The organism is Lacinutrix venerupis, assembly GCF_003663945.1.
GTDB lineage: Bacteria > Bacteroidota > Bacteroidia > Flavobacteriales > Flavobacteriaceae > Lacinutrix > Lacinutrix venerupis.
This window is the reverse complement of sequence record NZ_RCCH01000008.1, coordinates 129,385-145,670: the sequence shown is the minus strand read 5'-3', so window position 1 is coordinate 145,670 and position 16,286 is coordinate 129,385. Positions and strand designations below refer to the sequence as shown.

Sequence of the window (16,286 nt, the reverse complement as noted above, 5' to 3'; positions counted from 1 at the left end):
ACCACTTTATAATTTACTACGTAAGAATTTATAAACAGAAAAACATTAATGGCAACAAAGTCCCTTAAAAAACAAGGTAAAGAAATAGCTAATAGTAATAAACAACTAGAAATCTTATCTAACGGAATTTTTAAAAGTGGAGAATTACCAACTTTTAAAAATAAAATTTCTGAAACTAACCAATTTCCCTTAAAAGCAAAAAAACTAGAAATTTTACAAGTAAATGTAGGTTACATGTGTAATCAAGTTTGCGAACATTGCCATGTAGATGCCGGTCCAGATAGAAAAGAAATAATGACGCGTGAAACCATGCAGCAAATAATTGATGTTATTAAAACTACGGGCGCTCATACACTAGACTTAACTGGTGGTGCACCAGAAATGAACCCTAACTTTAGATGGTTTGTTGAAGAAGCTTCAAAAGTAGGTGTTAAAGATTTTATTGTACGCTCCAATTTAACTATAATTAGAGCCAATAAAAAATATTACGATTTACCAGACTTCTTTAAAAAACACAACATTCATGTTGTTTCTTCTATGCCACATTGGACTAGAGGAAAAACCGACAAACAACGTGGTGAAGGTGTTTTTGATATGTCTATAAAAGCCTTACAAGAGTTAAACGATCGTGGTTATGGCATGCCAGAAAGCAATTTAAAATTAGATTTAGTTTACAATCCAAGTGGAGCTTTTTTACCAGGAGATCAAGCTACAATGGAAAAAGATTTTAAAAAAGCTTTAATGGAAGATTTTGGTATTAGTTTTCACAATTTATTTGCTATTACCAACCTACCTATTGCTCGTTTTTTAGATTATCTAATTGCTAGTGAAAACTACGAAGATTATATGTATGCTTTAGTAGAAGCATATAATCCTGCAGCTGTAGAAAACGTTATGTGTACCAACACACTATCCGTTAGTTGGGATGGTTATTTATTTGATTGTGATTTTAACCAAATGTTAGAATTACCAGTAAACAGTAAGTCGAAACACATTAGCGAATACAAAGAAGAGTTATTAGAAGGTAGAAATATTGTTATATCTCAACATTGCTATGGCTGTACTGCAGGCGCAGGAAGTAGCTGTCAAGGTGTTGTAGCATAAATATGAAAAAAAACACAGCAATATTAATTTTTGCAAATTCTGCAGAAAGAGAAGGTTTAAACAAACCTTTCTCACAATCTGCTTATTTATTTAAAGCTCTAAATACCGGAATTCAAGAAAAAACAAAAAAAACAAATCTCCCTTATTATATAATTTCAGAAACCCAACAATTTGGTAATACTTTTGGTGAACGCTTTACAAATGCCATTGAATCAATTTTCAAAAAAGGTTTCGACAATATTATAACTGTTGGTAACGATACTCCACATTTAAACACTAGCCACATATTAGAAGCTCAAAAAAAACTTGAAACCAATTCTTTAGTTTTAGGTCCTTCACAAGATGGCGGTTTTTATCTTATGGGAATTAACAAATCTGTCTTTAACGCAAAGCTATTTGTTAATTTACCATGGCAATCTTCTATTTTAAATCAACATATTTTTAATCTTTTTTCACTTAAAAAAGTTGACATTGCTTGTTTAGAAACACTTATAGACATAGACAATGTTTTAGACATTAAAAAGGTTATAAATAGTTTTAAAAATCTTTCAATAAATATTAGAAAGATATTATTAAAAATTATCACTTCAGCGAAAGCGAAAAGTAAACATATATTACAGTTTTTAAAGCTGAATACAGTCTCCACAAGCCGCAATAAAGGTTCCCCAATTGTATTTTCAATATAAAGCCAAAGAGATGTGCAATTGCACATCAAAACCCTAACTAACTTTTTTTGAAAATATTTTTTTTAAATGAAACACATTTACTTATGTGTAATGCTACTTGTATCAAGTTTTAGCTTTGCACAAATTACAATTACAGGAACTGTTACTAATGCTACAGATGGCGAAACACTACCATTTGTAAATATTACATCAGGAAAGAATGGAACCACTACTAACCAAAATGGAGAATATCTTATTGAAATACCGTCTAAAGACAACCAATTACAATTCTCTTTTTTAGGTTACAAAACACAAACAATAACCGTTGGAAACAAAACAATTATTAATATTGAATTAACCGAAGACACCTCAACTTTAGACGAAGTTGTTATTACAGCATTAGGTCTAGAGCGCGAAAGAAAAGAATTAGGCTACGCAGTACAATCTTTAAAATCTGAAGGTTTAAATGAAGTCAAATCTGTTAATTTTTTAGATAATTTATCCGGCAAATTAGCTGGTGTAACAGTATCTCAAGGAGCAACAGGTGTTGGCTCATCATCTAAAATCACCATTCGTGGTGAAGCCTCATTTTCTAACAATAATCCTTTATTTGTTGTAGATGGAATACCAATAAACAACAATACAGTTTTTAATTTTACTAACGAAGCAGCTGCAGGCTTTCAAGAAATAGATTTTGGAAATGGCGCTATGGAAGTTAACACAGACGATATTAAGGAAGTTTCTGTTTTAAAAGGACCAAGTGCTGCTGCTCTTTATGGTACAAGAGCTTCAAATGGTGTAATTGTAATTACAACTAAAGACGGTAAAAAAACTAAAGGATTAGGTATAAGTATAAATTCATCATTATTTATTGATACAGCATTTAGACTTCCTGATTTTCAAAATTCATACGGTCAAGGAAATTCAGGAATGTTTGAGTTTGTAGACGGTCTTGGTGGTGGGACAAATGATAATATTAGTTATTCTTGGGGACCAAGATTAGATACAGGAATTTTTGCTCCTCAGTTTGATAGTCCTGTGCTTTTAGAAAACGGCAGCATTGTTCGCGGTGGTGATACTTCTCTTTACTCTGGAAATACAATTACACCAACAGAATTAAAATCTAATCCAGATAATCTTAAAGATTTTTACGAAACTGGTATAACTACCATAAATAATATTGCAATTTCAAATGGTTTTGATAATGGTAATTATAGATTATCGTTTACAGATTTAAGAAGCGAATCTATAATTCCAGGTGTTAATTTAGACAGACAAACTGTTGCTTTAAAATTAAATTTTGAACCTACAGAAAAAACAACATTTTCTTCATCTATTGCTTACACAAATTCAAGTAGTGATAACAGACCATCAAACGGTTATGGCAGTGAAAATGTTAACTACTCTCTTGTTGCTTGGGGACCAAGAAGTTTAAACATTAATAATTTAAAAAATTATTGGCAACCTGGACTAGAAAATGTTCAACAATACTCGTTTAATTATACTTTTTTCGATAACCCATATTTTATTTTATACGAAAACCGAAACGCTTTTGAGCGTGATCGCGTATTTGGAAACATTGCTTTAAAACACAACTTTACTAACAATTTAAGCTTGCAAGTTAGAACTGGCATGGACTACTCTAGTGAAAAAAGAGAACTGCGTCGTGCTTTTTCTAGTAACCGCTTTAAAAATGGAGCTTACGCAGAGCATGATGTTACTTATAGAGAAATAAACACCGATTTTTTACTAAACTACAATACGCTTTTTGGCGATTTTAAAGTTGATGTATCTTTAGGAGGAAATCGTTTAGACCAAACAGCATCTACCAAACAAGTGCAAACAGTTAATTTAGCACAACCTGGTATCTTTAGCTTAAACAATGCCGCATCACCAATAGAAGTGTTTCAATACAAATCTAAAAAACGCATTAACTCGTTATACGGTATTGCAAAATTTGGCTACAAAGATTATTTATTTTTAGATATTACTGGTCGTAACGACTGGTCTAGTGCATTGGCAACTCCTTTTTCGGTAGATCAAACTTCTTTTTTCTATCCATCTGCTTCAGCAAGTTTCATTTTATCTAATGTAACTATGTTACCAGAAAGTGTTTCATTTGCAAAAATAAGAGCTAGTGTTGCACAAGTTGGTAACGATACTGGGGCTTACCAAACCTCTGGTGCCTTTGTATCTCAAACACCATTTAATAGCGAACCTACATTTAGCGATCAAAATTTTATACCTAATAGCAATTTAAAACCAGAAAGCACAACGTCTTACGAGTTTGGTGCAGACTTACGCTTTTTAAATGATAGGTTTAGGCTAGACTTTACGTACTATAATGCCATTACTAAAGACCAAATTATTTCTTTACCAATTCCTATTTCTTCTGGTTATAACCAGCAAGTTGTAAACGGTGGTAAAGTAACCTCTAAAGGTGTAGAAATTATTGCTGGATTAACACCAATAAAAACCAATAACTTTACATGGAATACAACGTTTAACTTTGCAACAAATACTGCAACAATTACACAGTTACCTCAAGCAGATGGTCGTTTAACTTTAGCTTATAGCCGTATTTACGACTCTCAAAACCAAACCGTTTGGTTTCAAGTTGAAGAAGGCGGACGTATTGGTGATTTTTATGGTACAGGTTATTTAAAAAATGAAAATGGCGATTTTATAATAGATGATAACGGAAACTATATCGCAGATAACAACTTACAAAAACTAGGCAATTATAATCCAGATTTTACCTTAGGATGGAATAACGATTTTAAATATAAAAACTGGACTGCTAGCTTTTTATTTGATTGGAGACAAGGCGGCGAATTAGTATCTAGAACAAGTGCTTTAGGTAATGTTGGCGGACAATTAGCAGAAACCGAATACAGACCAGAAGAAGGTATTATTGCACAAGGTGTTACACAAACTGGAGCACCTAATACAGTAGCTATTTCTGCCGAAAGTTATTACAGACAATTTTACGATAGAAATCATGAAGAAAACAATGTATATGATGCTTCATACTTAAAATTACGTCAATTTTCAATTGGTTATGGTTTTAAACTAAGCGATGGCTTTTTAGGGTTAAAAGAAGGTGGCACCATAGATTTATCTTTAATAGGAAGAAACCTTTTTGTAATAACAGAAAATCCACATTTTGACCCAGAACAATTGGCTGTACAAGGCAATGGTTTTATTAGTGGTGTTGAAGATATGAGCTATGCAACTTCACGTAGTTTTGGATTAAAAGCTAGTTTAAATTTTTAAAATAATTTTCGGGTAAAACAAAAAAATAAAATTCATAATAATGAAAAATACATTATATATATTCAGTCTTTTTATACTTGCTTTTACAACAAGCTGTACAAAAGATTTCGAAGACATAAATACCAATCCCAACGCTCCAAACACTGTACAACCTAGTTTATTATTACGTCAAGTAATATATAATTTTGGAGATGAAATGAGTTATGAAGGCTTTGTAGCTGGAGACCTATTATCACAACACAGAACCGCTTTAGATTTTAATTTATTTGATCGTCATGCCTTAAAATCACCTCAATTAGGTGGTAATCCTTGGCCAATTTTTTACACTAATTTAAGAGATAATGAGATTATTATAAACCAATCTAGAAGCATTTCTACATTTCAAGTTTACGAAGGTCCTGCCTTAATTTTAAAGGCTTACATGACTGCTGGTTTAACAGATTTGTTTGGAGATGTGCCATATTTTGAAGCATTTAACGGTATTAATGGTACAGTAACACCGGTTTACGATAGTCAAGAATCTATTTACACAGGTGAAAATGGCATTTTAGAAAACTTAGATAATGGTATTGCTGCAATACAAAACTATTCTCAAAATATTCCTTTAGAAGGTGATATTTTATTTAATGGCGATTTAAGTGCTTGGGTAAAATTTGCAAACGCTTTAAAAATTAAAGCTTTGCTTAGAATATCAGATAAAATAGATGTTTCTGCAGATTTACAGGCTATTATTGATCAAGGAGATTACATTACAACTAATACCGAAAATGCTGTATTTAACTTTACAAATTCAGATCCTAACAGCTTCCGTTTAGCACAATTACGAGTTGGTGATTTTAATAATTTTGTATTGTCTCAAACCATGGAAAACATTCTTTTAGATTATAGCGACTCTAGAATTAATACTTTTTTCAGGCCATTTGCAAATTCAAATTCACAAGAATTTAATGGCTTAATTAACGGTATTGATGCCTCTTCAACATCTATTGCTTTAGCCGATTATTCTTTAGCAGGAACTGCTTTTAGAGAAGACACTTCGGTTTTAGACGCCAATTTTATTACAGCTTGGGAAGTACAATTTGCGCTTGCCGAAGCTGCCCAAAAAGGTTTAATTACTGCTAACGCAGAAGAATTATATAATAACGGAGTAACACTAGCTTTTGAGTATTGGCAAACTCCAATGCCAACAGATTACCTAACAGGAAATGCCGATTTTAACGCGCCAGGTACAACACCATTACAACAAATTATTACTCAAAAATGGATTGCTAATTTAATAAATGGTTACGAAGGTTGGATAGAATATCGCCGTACAGGATTTCCAGAACTTAATCCTATTTCGGCAAGTTTAAACAACAATTTAATACCTGTAAGAATGCCGTATCCTGCTGAAGAAGAAGCTTTAAATGCAGAAAACTATCAAGCAGCCGCAAGCGCAACCAACGACAACAGTATTAACTTCCCAGTTTGGTGGGACGAAAATTAAAATATGAGTATAGAAATATGGCAATGGGTTTTAGTAGTAGGATCAAGTTTAATCTTGTTCTTACTCTCGCCATTTGCAAAAACTAGTGACTCTTTTTTTAAAGCAAACCACAATAAAAAATCACCAAATGTATTAGTACTTACTGGAAGTTTAATTATCTCTTGGATTTTTGCAAAAAGTATTACTAATGCAGCAAATTTAGGGCTAGATTTTGGCTTAGTTGGTGGTGTTGCCTATGCTGGTTATTACTTAAGTTTTGCCGTTGCTGGCGTTTTAATTTATAAGCTAAGAACTAAAGGTGGCTTTAATAGTATTCATCAATTTTTAACTAGTAAATATGGTCGTCCTGCAGTAGCTTTATTTTCAATATTAATAATCATTCGTTTATTTAATGAGGTTTGGAGTAATACAATGGTTATTGGCTCTTACTTTGGCGAGCAAGGTTCTAAACCATATTTTACTGCTATTATTATATTTACAATACTAACATTAGCCTACGCTATTAAAGGTGGTTTAAGTAGTTCTATTTTTACAGATGTTATACAAATGGTGCTATTTTCAATTTTGCTAATAGTTATTTTATATAGCATATTTTCTATCGATGATTTTACGGTAAATAAAGTAATCTCATCAGGAACTTGGAGTTTTGAGTTAGGCTTAAATCTCTTTTTTGCAGCTATTTTACAATCGTTTAGCTATCCTTTTCATGATCCTGTTTTAACAGATCGTGCTTTTATAAGCACACCAAAAGTAACTTTAAAAAGTTTTCTTTGGGCAAGCGTTTTAGGTGGTTTATGTATTGTATTATTTAGCATTATTGGTATTTATGCACAAACACAAGGTTTTAAAGGTCAAGCTGCTGTAGAGGTTGGCAAAGCTTTTGGCGTTGTTATTTTATTAGTTATTAATTTTATAATGATAACTTCTGCTGCATCAACATTAGACTCTACCTTTTCTTCATTCTCAAAATTATTAGCAATAGATTTAAAAATGATAGACGATTTAACCTTTGGTAGAGCTGCCATGCTAGCCATTGCTATTTTAGGAACACTACCCGTTTTTTTAGATGCCGAAATACTTTCAGCAACAACAATCTCTGGAACAATGGTTATTGGTTTAACTCCAATATTTCTATTTTGGAATGTAGACGTCCCAAGGTTAAGTTTTTACTTAAGTGTAGTTTGCGGTCTCGTTTTTGGTTTTTTACTAGTTTTTAATGTATTTCCAGAAACTTTAGTATTTACTACAGGTAAATATGCACAGTTATTGTGGGTAAATATTTGGGGTGTTTTAAGTTGTATTGCATTGTACTTTTTACCAAAAGCACTTTTAAAAAATTAAGTTTTCTGCACTATAGCAGAATTAAATATGAATAAAAAAATAAATAATATAGGAACTCTAAAAGGTAAAGCATTACTTTTTGGTGGTGTTTACAGTAATCTTCAAGCACTTGAAGCATTAAAAGCAATTGCCGAAAAAGAAGAAATTCCTGCCGAAAATTGTATTTGCACAGGAGATATAGTTGGCTATTGCGCACAACCTGAAGAAACCGTACAGTTATTTAAGCTTTGGAAAGCTAAAAGTATTTTAGGTAATGTAGAAATACAATTAATTGAAAATGCCGAAGATTGTGGTTGCGATTTTACCGAAGGCTCGCGATGCGATGGTTTTTCAAAATTATGGTATCCTTACGCACAAAGTTTACTTTCTAAAAGTTCTATAAACCACCTTGAAACATTACCAGATCATATTGTTTTTGAGTATGCTGGCAAAAAAGTTACTGTTGTACATGGTGATTATTTTAATGTTTCAGAGTTTATTTTCAAATCTACCTCTTGGCAAAAAAAAGAAGAAACTTTTAATACCACACAAAGCGATGTTATAGTTGCAGGACATTGCGGTCTTCCTTTTCATCATCAAAAAAACAATAAATTATGGCTAAATCCTGGTGTTATTGGTATGCCTGCTAACGATGGTTCGCCTCAAGTTTGGTATGCTATTTTAGATGATACTAACGGAGACTTGAAATTTAAACACCATAACCTCGACTATAATTATAAGCTTACCAATAAACTCATGCAAAATGGTTTATTACCAGAAGAATATGCCCGAACTATCGTTACAGGAATTTGGGATAATACCGAAATTTTACCAGCAGTAGAAAGTGGTTTGCAAGGTTTTGGCATCACACTTTAATTAAATTACACTATTATGAAACATTTTACACTTATACTAATTGCCTTATTTTCTGTAGAATTATCTGCACAAAAAACTATAGACGATTTGTTAAAACAGTACAACGATAATGGTGTACCATATATAAGTGTAGAAGAATTAGCAATGCCTAAAACCAATGCTATTATTTTTGATACTCGCGAGCCAAAAGAATATGAAGTCAGCCATTTAAAAAATGCTGTTTGCGTTGGTTACGATAATTTTGATTTGGCTTCAATTGAAAAAAAACACCCTAATAAATCCGAAAAAATAGTAGTCTATTGTTCGCTTGGTATTCGCTCTGAAACTATAGGCGAAAAACTAAAAAAAGCAGGATACACAAATGTTTATAATTTATACGGTGGTATTTTTGAATGGAAAAATAAAGATTTTACTGTTATAGATTCTCAAAACAACGAAACAGAAAACGTACATACTTTTAGCAAAACGTGGAGTAAATGGCTTAAAAAAGGTAAAAAAGTGTTTAAAAAAGATGAAAAACAACCTAAAAACTCTAAAAAGCAATAAAAATGCACAACAATCTTATTATAACCTTTACTCGTAATCCAGAATTAGGAAAATGTAAAACACGTTTAGCAAAAACTATTGGAGACGAAGCGGCTTTACGAGTGTACAAATACCTTTTACAACATACAGCACAGGTTATAAAACAAGTTGATGCAGATAAAGCAGTATATTATTCTGTAAAAATTAGAGAAAATGACTTGTGGGATGCTTCCGTTTTTCAAAAACACCAACAAATTGGAGCCGATTTAGGTATAAGAATGCAAAATGCATTTAAAAATGGTTTTGACAACAATTATCAAAAAATAGTAATTGTTGGTAGCGATTTATTTCATTTACAACCTCAACATATTGAAGATGCTTTTAAGGCGTTAAATAATAACGATGTTGTTATTGGTCCTGCAGAAGATGGCGGTTATTATTTATTAGGCATGAAAACAATGCACAATTCTGTTTTTAAAAATAAAAATTGGGGAACCGAAACGGTTTTTACCGATACAATTTCTAACTTAACAGACCAAAAAACGCATTTATTAGAAACCTTAAATGACATCGATTTATACGAAGATTTAGAACACATTCAACCACTACAAAATATTATAAAAAACAATGATTAAATACATAAAAAAAACAGTAGAATACTTAAAAGAAAAAGGTTTTAATAAGCCTGAAGTTGGTATTATTTTAGGTACTGGTTTAGGTAAAATTACGCAAGAACTTGAAATTATAGAAGAAGTAAGCTACAACCACATACCACATTTTCCAACTGCGACTGTAGAGTTTCATAAAGGAAAACTTATTTATGGTAAACTAGAAGGTAAAACTGTAATTGTTATGCAAGGTAGGTTTCATATTTACGAAGGTTACACCTTACAAGATGTAACATATCCTGTGCGTGTAATGGAAAAACTTGGTATAAAAACGCTATTAGTTTCAAACGCATCTGGCGCCATAAATTTAGACTTCAAAAAAGGTGAATTAATGTTAATTGACGACCATATTAACTTACAAGGTAGTTCGCCATTAGCATTTAAAGGTGTTGAAAAACTTGGAGAACGTTTTACAGATATGAGTGCGCCTTATGATGCAGAAATAAATTCAAAATTTGAAGCCATTGCAAAAGCCAATAATATTAAACTTCATAAAGGTGTTTATGCTAGTGTTGTTGGACCTCAACTTGAAACCAGAGCAGAATATAGAATGCTAAAAATTATTGGTGCAGATGCTGTGGGCATGAGTACGGTTCCCGAAATTATTGTTGCCAACCATTTAAACTTAAAAGTTGCTGCCGTTTCTGTATTGACAGACGAGTGCGACCCTGAAAATTTAAAGCCAGTAGATATTGAAGAGATTATTGCTATGGCAACAAAGGCAGAACCTAATATGATTACATTATTTAAAGAATTAATTAAAAGCTTGTAAGTAGATAGACCTAAATACGTCGAAACTAACACAGCTTAATTTGCTATGACCTTTAGTGATATATGAAAAGATATATAGATATAATAAAAAATGCGTATTCTGGTTATTGGAATTATCTTAAAAACGAGATTATAACCATTAATCATTGGGATAACTTTTTTTATGGCCTAATTGTAATTTCAATTCTAGTTTGGATATTAGAAATTGCATTTCCATGGCGTAAAGACCAATCTATTTTTAGAAAAGATTTTTGGTTAGATACGTTTTATATGTTCTTTAACTTTTTTCTTTTAAATTTAATAGTACTCATTGCGTTAACAGATACAGCGGCTCATTTTTTTGATGATATTTTAGGCTTAGTAGGTCTCTCTATTGCTAACTTTCAATTGTTTGATGTAGACAATTTACCATTATGGTTAGGCTTACTCATCTTTTTTATTGTTAGCGATTTCACACAATGGAATACGCATAGACTATTGCATCGTGTTCCGTTTTTATGGAACTTTCATAAAGTACACCATAGTGTAAAAGAAATGGGCTTTGCTGCACACTTACGCTACCACTGGATGGAACCTATAGTTTACAAATCTTTACTCTACATACCAATTGCAATAATTGGTGGTTTTGACGCTAAACACGTGGCTATTGTTCACTTTTTTAGCATAACCATTGGACACTTAAACCACGCTAATCTAGGTTGGGATTATGGTGTTTTAAAATACGTATTTAATAACCCAAAAATGCACATTTGGCATCACGCAAGAGAATTGCCTAAAAAAGGAAGTTATGGTGTAAACTTTGGCTTAACTTTAAGTATTTGGGATTACTTATTTAAAACAGATTATGTACCTTATAATGGTAAGGACATCGAATTAGGATTTCATGGCGATGAAGACTTCCCAAAAGATTTTGTAGGCCAAGAAATCTATCCTATAAAACTTAAAAAATAAAATTATTTATGAAAAAGTTACTTTTTTTAGCTTGTACTGCTTTAATCTTAAACAGTTGTTTTTCGGCTAAAGGTTTACCTGTAAAAACAGTTGATAATACTGCCAAAACAACTCAAGCAAAAAACACAACAGCTACACAAACTATAGATCACAGTCAGTTTGATGCTTTGCTAAAAAAATATGTAGCTAAAAATGGAGATGTAGATTATAAAGGTTTTAAAAAAGATAGCGATAAACTAAATAGCTACGTTAGTTATTTAGAACACCAAATACCTTCTAAAAATTGGAGTGTAGAAACGCAATTGGCTTATTTTATTAACGTTTACAATGCCAATACTATTAAACTTATAATAGACAATTATCCTACAGAAAGCATTAAGGATATAAACAAACCTTGGCTTGAAAACAGATTTAAAATTGGTGAAAATGAATTTTCTTTAGCTGGTTTAGAAAATGGTATTTTACGCAAAATGAATGAACCTAGAATACATTTTGCTATTAATTGTGCCTCGGCTTCATGCCCAAAATTATTAGATGTTGCTTATACTGAAGCTAATGTTATGCAATTAATGGAGCGTGCCACAAAAGAATTTATAAACAACAATTCTAAAAACGAAATAGCTTCAGATAAAATTAAAATTTCTGAAATTTTTAAATGGTACAAAGGAGATTTTACCACAAATGGTTCTGTTATAGACTATATCAATAAATACAGTGATACCAAAATAAACGCCAATACTAACCTAGATTATTTAGATTACGATTGGAGTTTAAATGAACAAAACTAAACTGCTAATTATTTCGTAAATGCTTTTATGATTAGCATAGTAATTCCCATTTTAAACGAAGCCGAGAATATTGAAAAGTTACTTTTTCATTTAATTGATAACGCTTCATTACAAAACATTCAAGAAATAATTGTTGTTGATGGTGGCAGTACAGATGGTTCTCAAAATATTATACAAAACCTTGATTTAAAAGTAAAACTTATAAATTCTGAAAAAGGAAGAGCCAAACAAATGAATACTGGAGCAAAAATAGCTTCGGGTGAGATTTTATATTTTTTGCATGCCGATTCTTTTCCGCCAACACATTACGATAAATATATTATAGAAAAAGTAAAACAGAATAACCAAGCTGGATGTTTTCGTTTAACGTTTAACAATAACCATTGGTGGTTGCGTTTGGCAAGTTGGCTTACGCAATTTAAATGGCGTGCTTGTCGTGGTGGCGACCAAAGTCAATTTATTACCAAAGCTTTATTTGAAGATATTGGTGGTTTTGATGAAAGTTATATTATTTATGAAGATAACATCTTAATTAACGAACTCTATAAACGTAATGAGTTTGTTGTTATTAACAAGAAAATTACAACTTCGGATAGGCTATACAAACGTCATGGTATTTGGAAGCTACAATACCATTTTTGGACTATTTATGTGAAAAAATGGTTTGGTGCTAGTGCCGAAGAATTATGCACATATTATAAAAAACATATTGCTTAAATTTATAATTGGCTCTACTTTGTTTCGTTATACAATTTTGGGTTTCTTCCTTTTTCGTTAGCATACAATTGTTGCACCTCATCACTTTGCACCACTGCTTTTGTATCTAAATTTATTGCAGATATTTTTCCTGTAAAAGCAGCACCTGTATCTACATTCCATACATTTATAGCTTGCATTGGTAAAGTAGAACTAAATCGTGTTGTTGGTGTATGGCCAATATAAATTTCGTTGTAATGTTTTAAACGGTTTGGATATAACTCAGAATCTTCCTTTATACGTTTATCCATAGCTAATGCCATTTCCCAAAGTGTACGATCTGTGTAAAAACTTTTTTTAAACACTTCTTTTTCTACACCATGCATAGAAGTAAAACCAGCATGTAAAAATAAACGGTTGTTATGGTCTATAAAATAAATTTTCATGTCTTGAAAAAACTCAAGATGCTTCTGTTTTTCTTGTTCCGAAAAACCATTATAACTCTCCAAAGTATCTTTTCCTCCATGCATTAACCAAGCGTCATTAGTAGCTCCAGATTTTAACCATTTTTCGCACCAAACATCATGATTTCCTTTTATAAAAACACAATTATATTTTTCTGAAAAATTAATTAAATATTGAATAACTTGAGCCGATTCGCTCCAACCATCTACATAGTCACCAAGAAAAATAAAGTGATCGTTCTCTTGTATTTGAATACGCTCTAATACTTGTTCTAAAGCTTTTAAACCGCCATGAATATCTCCAATGGCAAATGTTCTATGTAATTTCATAATTATAATTTATAACAAGTTATAAATATTATCATTCTAATACTAAAAACAAAAAATGAAAGATTAAGAAAATTTATAGAAAAGGTTAATTAAAAATATTGCCCAATGCCAAAAACCAAGCCTTGTGTATCTCCTTTAGTTACGCCATAACCGTAATCTATTCTAAAAATAGCATTAAAAATACGTTTATGTATAAATCGTAATCCAACACCTGGATACACTCTAATATTATCCGCTTGCCCAAAATCACCTAAATCGCCTCCAGGATTTCGCCATGATCCAGCATCTAAAAAAGCATTGCCTTGCAAAGCAAACCAGTTTTTCTCGTATAGCGTGTAACGGTATTCGGTATTTAAAACTATTGCTCCTGTACCTCTATCTATAGTATTACCAACACCACGAATGTTAATATTATTATCTACAGAAAATGGCGCAAATGGTGTGTCGCTATTAGTTGCAAAACCTATACGTAAACGCGTTGCCCAATTGCCTTTATTTAGCACTTTTTTGTAGTAATTAAAATCGTTCCAGCCTATTACAAATTCTGGTAAATCTTCACTTCTTGAGGTTACATATTGAAGGTTTAGTATGCTTTTAAAACCTTCTACATATTGATAATCATAGTCTAAGTTATTAAACTCGTAAATAGCTTTGTAAAGTAACTTTTTTACATTTAAATTTAATGGCACATTAGGATTTGTAGCACCAAATTTATACTCATAATCTTCGGTAAAATAGTTTACACCTATTTCTATTCTGTTATTAAAATTAATCTCATACAATCCTAAAATTTCAAAAGCCTTATTTCTGTATTTATAATCGGCAGTAGTATTATCGAAAAAAACAGGTTCTTGAGTTGTTAAATCTTGATGGTTTATTGCCAGACCAAATTGCCTACTAAATAAGTATGGTGCTCTAAAATTTATACCATAAGAATTGTAAATATCTTTTTGGTAAAAACCACCAAATATCATGTTTCTACCTAATAAATTAAATTCGTACAAACCTATTCTATAGGCAAACTCATCATCATTAGTGGTGTAAAAATTTACAGATGGTATTATTGTAAAATTTTCTTCAATATTATAAAACACATTATACTTTTCATCATGACTTTTAAATACTTGATAATAGGCATGTGCTACTGCTGGAAGCCTTTTTAAGCGTTTAATATCTTCTTCAAGTATTGTAGAATCTAATACTGTTCCTGCTTTTGCTCTAGAAATTTTTACAACAAATGAGCTTTTTATTTTTTTATTGCCTTGCACTTTAAGGTCTAAAATGGTTTGACTTTGAGCTAAAAGTAAACCAGATAAAATAATACTTAATGTTAGTGCAAAGGTTTTCATTTGTGTGATTTAAAATGGTTTTTTATTATGGCTTCTACTGGTTTATTTTGAGGCGTAAATTGGCTGTCGTTTTCACCGCCAACCTCATCATGGGCGTGAAACCATTTCCAAATAAAACCACCAGCAAACCAATCTTCTTTCCAAAAGGTTTCAAACAAAGCTTTAGTAGTATTATTTTGTGCTTCTAAATTTACAGTGTTCATACTACGGTCTGAAATCCAAGGTTGTTTACCTGCATAATCAACACTTCTATAACCATATTCTGTAAACAAAATTGGTTTTTTGTAAGTATCATAAAACGATTTAATTACTGTTATATGTGTTTTCCAGCCTTCTAAACACTCTTCTACTGTTGGTGTTTTACTGTCGCTTATAGGAAAATAAGCATCAATACCAATATAGTCTAACTGTTTCCAAAATGGTGTACGTTTATACTCATCCCAATTTGCGGCATAGGTTAATTTGCCTTTATATATTTTTTTTATTTCGTTAATTAAATTAGTCCAATACTCTGGTCTATTAACCACAAATTGTTCTAATTCTGTACCAATACATAGTATTTCGGCGTTTATTTCTTGGGCAGCTTCAGCGTATTCTAAAATAAAATTAGAATAAGAGGTTTCAAGTGTTTTCCAATCGGCTTCAGTTTTCATTTTTAAATAGCCGGTAAACTCACCATTTCTAATCCAAATCTGCGGTTTTACCATAATTTTTATGCCTTTAGCCTGAAGACTTTCAGCATATTGCTTAACGCCAGCTCTAGTTTCTCCAAACCATTGCCTGCTAGAATTGTGCCTTAATTCTGGATTGTCTAAACTTTGTGTAAAACCAAATGGCATAATTGCCGCATAATTTGCATGTACGGCTACAACAGGATTGGTATGCTCGTCTGTTACCGGTATACCTGAGGCTACAAAACTTACACCATTAATTTTCTCTTGACCGTTACATGATTGTAACAGTACGATTAATGATAAAAAAAGAAGCTTAATATATTTCATTATTTCTACTTATAAT

The 16,286-nt window shown here is 31.6% G+C and carries 15 protein-coding genes; 12 read left to right on the top strand and 3 right to left on the bottom strand.

Annotated elements, in window-relative coordinates; translation table 11 throughout:
• Window positions 1-48 precede the first annotated feature (48 nt).
• From arsS to CLV86_RS12625, 12 genes are all read left to right on the top strand, one after another.
• Window positions 49-1,104 (top strand): arsenosugar biosynthesis radical SAM (seleno)protein ArsS, encoded by a 1,056-nt coding sequence (gene arsS, locus CLV86_RS12680; protein ID WP_121052837.1) that lies wholly within the window; start codon window positions 49-51, stop codon window positions 1,102-1,104.
• Between the two features lie 2 nt (window positions 1,105-1,106).
• Window positions 1,107-1,790, top strand: coding sequence for a TIGR04282 family arsenosugar biosynthesis glycosyltransferase (locus CLV86_RS12675; protein ID WP_121052835.1), 684 nt, complete (start codon window positions 1,107-1,109; stop codon window positions 1,788-1,790).
• 66 nt (window positions 1,791-1,856) lie between these two features.
• A complete protein-coding gene (locus CLV86_RS12670) occupies window positions 1,857-5,045 on the top strand; it encodes a SusC/RagA family TonB-linked outer membrane protein (protein WP_121052833.1) in 3,189 nt (1,062 codons plus the stop codon).
• Window positions 5,046-5,085: 40 nt separating this feature from the next.
• A complete protein-coding gene (locus CLV86_RS12665) occupies window positions 5,086-6,531 on the top strand; it encodes a SusD/RagB family nutrient-binding outer membrane lipoprotein (RefSeq protein WP_121052831.1) in 1,446 nt (481 codons plus the stop codon).
• A 3-nt stretch (window positions 6,532-6,534) separates the two neighbouring features.
• A complete protein-coding gene (locus tag CLV86_RS12660) occupies window positions 6,535-7,872 on the top strand; it encodes a sodium:solute symporter family transporter (protein WP_121052829.1) in 1,338 nt (445 codons plus the stop codon).
• Between the two features lie 27 nt (window positions 7,873-7,899).
• The gene (locus CLV86_RS12655) at window positions 7,900-8,727 is read left to right on the top strand and encodes a metallophosphoesterase family protein (protein WP_121052827.1); all 828 of its coding nucleotides are present in this window, start codon (window positions 7,900-7,902) and stop codon (window positions 8,725-8,727) included.
• Window positions 8,728-8,742: 15 nt separating this feature from the next.
• Window positions 8,743-9,273: a rhodanese-like domain-containing protein gene (locus CLV86_RS12650; RefSeq protein ID WP_121052825.1), complete on the top strand. Its 531-nt coding sequence runs from the start codon at window positions 8,743-8,745 to the stop codon at window positions 9,271-9,273.
• A gap of 2 nt (window positions 9,274-9,275) precedes the next feature.
• The gene (locus CLV86_RS12645; protein WP_121052823.1) at window positions 9,276-9,887 is read left to right on the top strand and encodes a TIGR04282 family arsenosugar biosynthesis glycosyltransferase; all 612 of its coding nucleotides are present in this window, start codon (window positions 9,276-9,278) and stop codon (window positions 9,885-9,887) included.
• The gene (locus tag CLV86_RS12640; RefSeq protein WP_121052821.1) at window positions 9,880-10,692 is read left to right on the top strand and encodes a purine-nucleoside phosphorylase; all 813 of its coding nucleotides are present in this window, start codon (window positions 9,880-9,882) and stop codon (window positions 10,690-10,692) included. The genes CLV86_RS12645 and CLV86_RS12640 overlap by 8 nt, the downstream gene beginning before the upstream one ends.
• 62 nt (window positions 10,693-10,754) lie before the next feature.
• The gene (locus CLV86_RS12635; RefSeq protein ID WP_121052819.1) at window positions 10,755-11,642 is read left to right on the top strand and encodes a sterol desaturase family protein; all 888 of its coding nucleotides are present in this window, start codon (window positions 10,755-10,757) and stop codon (window positions 11,640-11,642) included.
• A gap of 8 nt (window positions 11,643-11,650) precedes the next feature.
• Window positions 11,651-12,430 (top strand): DUF547 domain-containing protein, encoded by a 780-nt coding sequence (locus CLV86_RS12630; RefSeq protein ID WP_121052817.1) that lies wholly within the window; start codon window positions 11,651-11,653, stop codon window positions 12,428-12,430.
• Window positions 12,431-12,457: 27 nt separating this feature from the next.
• A complete protein-coding gene (locus tag CLV86_RS12625; protein ID WP_121052815.1) occupies window positions 12,458-13,147 on the top strand; it encodes a TIGR04283 family arsenosugar biosynthesis glycosyltransferase in 690 nt (229 codons plus the stop codon).
• Between the two features lie 14 nt (window positions 13,148-13,161).
• Here the strand turns inward: CLV86_RS12625 and CLV86_RS12620 are convergent, their stop codons facing one another.
• The 3 genes from CLV86_RS12620 to CLV86_RS12610 form a co-directional block, all read right to left on the bottom strand.
• Window positions 13,162-13,920, bottom strand: coding sequence for a metallophosphoesterase family protein (locus CLV86_RS12620; RefSeq protein ID WP_121052813.1), 759 nt, complete (start codon window positions 13,918-13,920; stop codon window positions 13,162-13,164).
• A gap of 89 nt (window positions 13,921-14,009) precedes the next feature.
• The gene (locus CLV86_RS12615; protein ID WP_121052811.1) at window positions 14,010-15,269 is read right to left on the bottom strand and encodes a BamA/TamA family outer membrane protein; all 1,260 of its coding nucleotides are present in this window, start codon (window positions 15,267-15,269) and stop codon (window positions 14,010-14,012) included.
• The gene (locus tag CLV86_RS12610; RefSeq protein WP_121052809.1) at window positions 15,266-16,270 is read right to left on the bottom strand and encodes a glycoside hydrolase family 113; all 1,005 of its coding nucleotides are present in this window, start codon (window positions 16,268-16,270) and stop codon (window positions 15,266-15,268) included. Before CLV86_RS12610 ends, CLV86_RS12615 begins: the two co-directional genes overlap by 4 nt.
• Between the last annotated feature and the right edge of the window lie 16 nt (window positions 16,271-16,286).

Bases quoted from the DNA above. Each gene is read 5' to 3' on its own strand.
- CLV86_RS12615 (WP_121052811.1), bottom strand. From the start codon at position 15,269: ATGAAAACCTTTGCACTAACATTAAGTATTATTTTATCTGGTTTACTT.
- CLV86_RS12620 (WP_121052813.1), bottom strand. From the start codon at position 13,920: ATGAAATTACATAGAACATTTGCCATTGGAGATATTCATGGCGGTTTA.
- CLV86_RS12635 (WP_121052819.1), top strand. From the start codon at position 10,755: ATGAAAAGATATATAGATATAATAAAAAATGCGTATTCTGGTTATTGG.
- CLV86_RS12610 (WP_121052809.1), bottom strand. From the start codon at position 16,270: ATGAAATATATTAAGCTTCTTTTTTTATCATTAATCGTACTGTTACAA.
- CLV86_RS12665 (WP_121052831.1), top strand. From the start codon at position 5,086: ATGAAAAATACATTATATATATTCAGTCTTTTTATACTTGCTTTTACA.
- arsS (WP_121052837.1), top strand. From the start codon at position 49: ATGGCAACAAAGTCCCTTAAAAAACAAGGTAAAGAAATAGCTAATAGT.
- CLV86_RS12660 (WP_121052829.1), top strand. From the start codon at position 6,535: ATGAGTATAGAAATATGGCAATGGGTTTTAGTAGTAGGATCAAGTTTA.
- CLV86_RS12655 (WP_121052827.1), top strand. From the start codon at position 7,900: ATGAATAAAAAAATAAATAATATAGGAACTCTAAAAGGTAAAGCATTA.
- CLV86_RS12645 (WP_121052823.1), top strand. From the start codon at position 9,276: ATGCACAACAATCTTATTATAACCTTTACTCGTAATCCAGAATTAGGA.
- CLV86_RS12650 (WP_121052825.1), top strand. From the start codon at position 8,743: ATGAAACATTTTACACTTATACTAATTGCCTTATTTTCTGTAGAATTA.
- CLV86_RS12670 (WP_121052833.1), top strand. From the start codon at position 1,857: ATGAAACACATTTACTTATGTGTAATGCTACTTGTATCAAGTTTTAGC.
- CLV86_RS12640 (WP_121052821.1), top strand. From the start codon at position 9,880: ATGATTAAATACATAAAAAAAACAGTAGAATACTTAAAAGAAAAAGGT.
- CLV86_RS12625 (WP_121052815.1), top strand. From the start codon at position 12,458: ATGATTAGCATAGTAATTCCCATTTTAAACGAAGCCGAGAATATTGAA.
- CLV86_RS12630 (WP_121052817.1), top strand. From the start codon at position 11,651: ATGAAAAAGTTACTTTTTTTAGCTTGTACTGCTTTAATCTTAAACAGT.
- CLV86_RS12675 (WP_121052835.1), top strand. From the start codon at position 1,107: ATGAAAAAAAACACAGCAATATTAATTTTTGCAAATTCTGCAGAAAGA.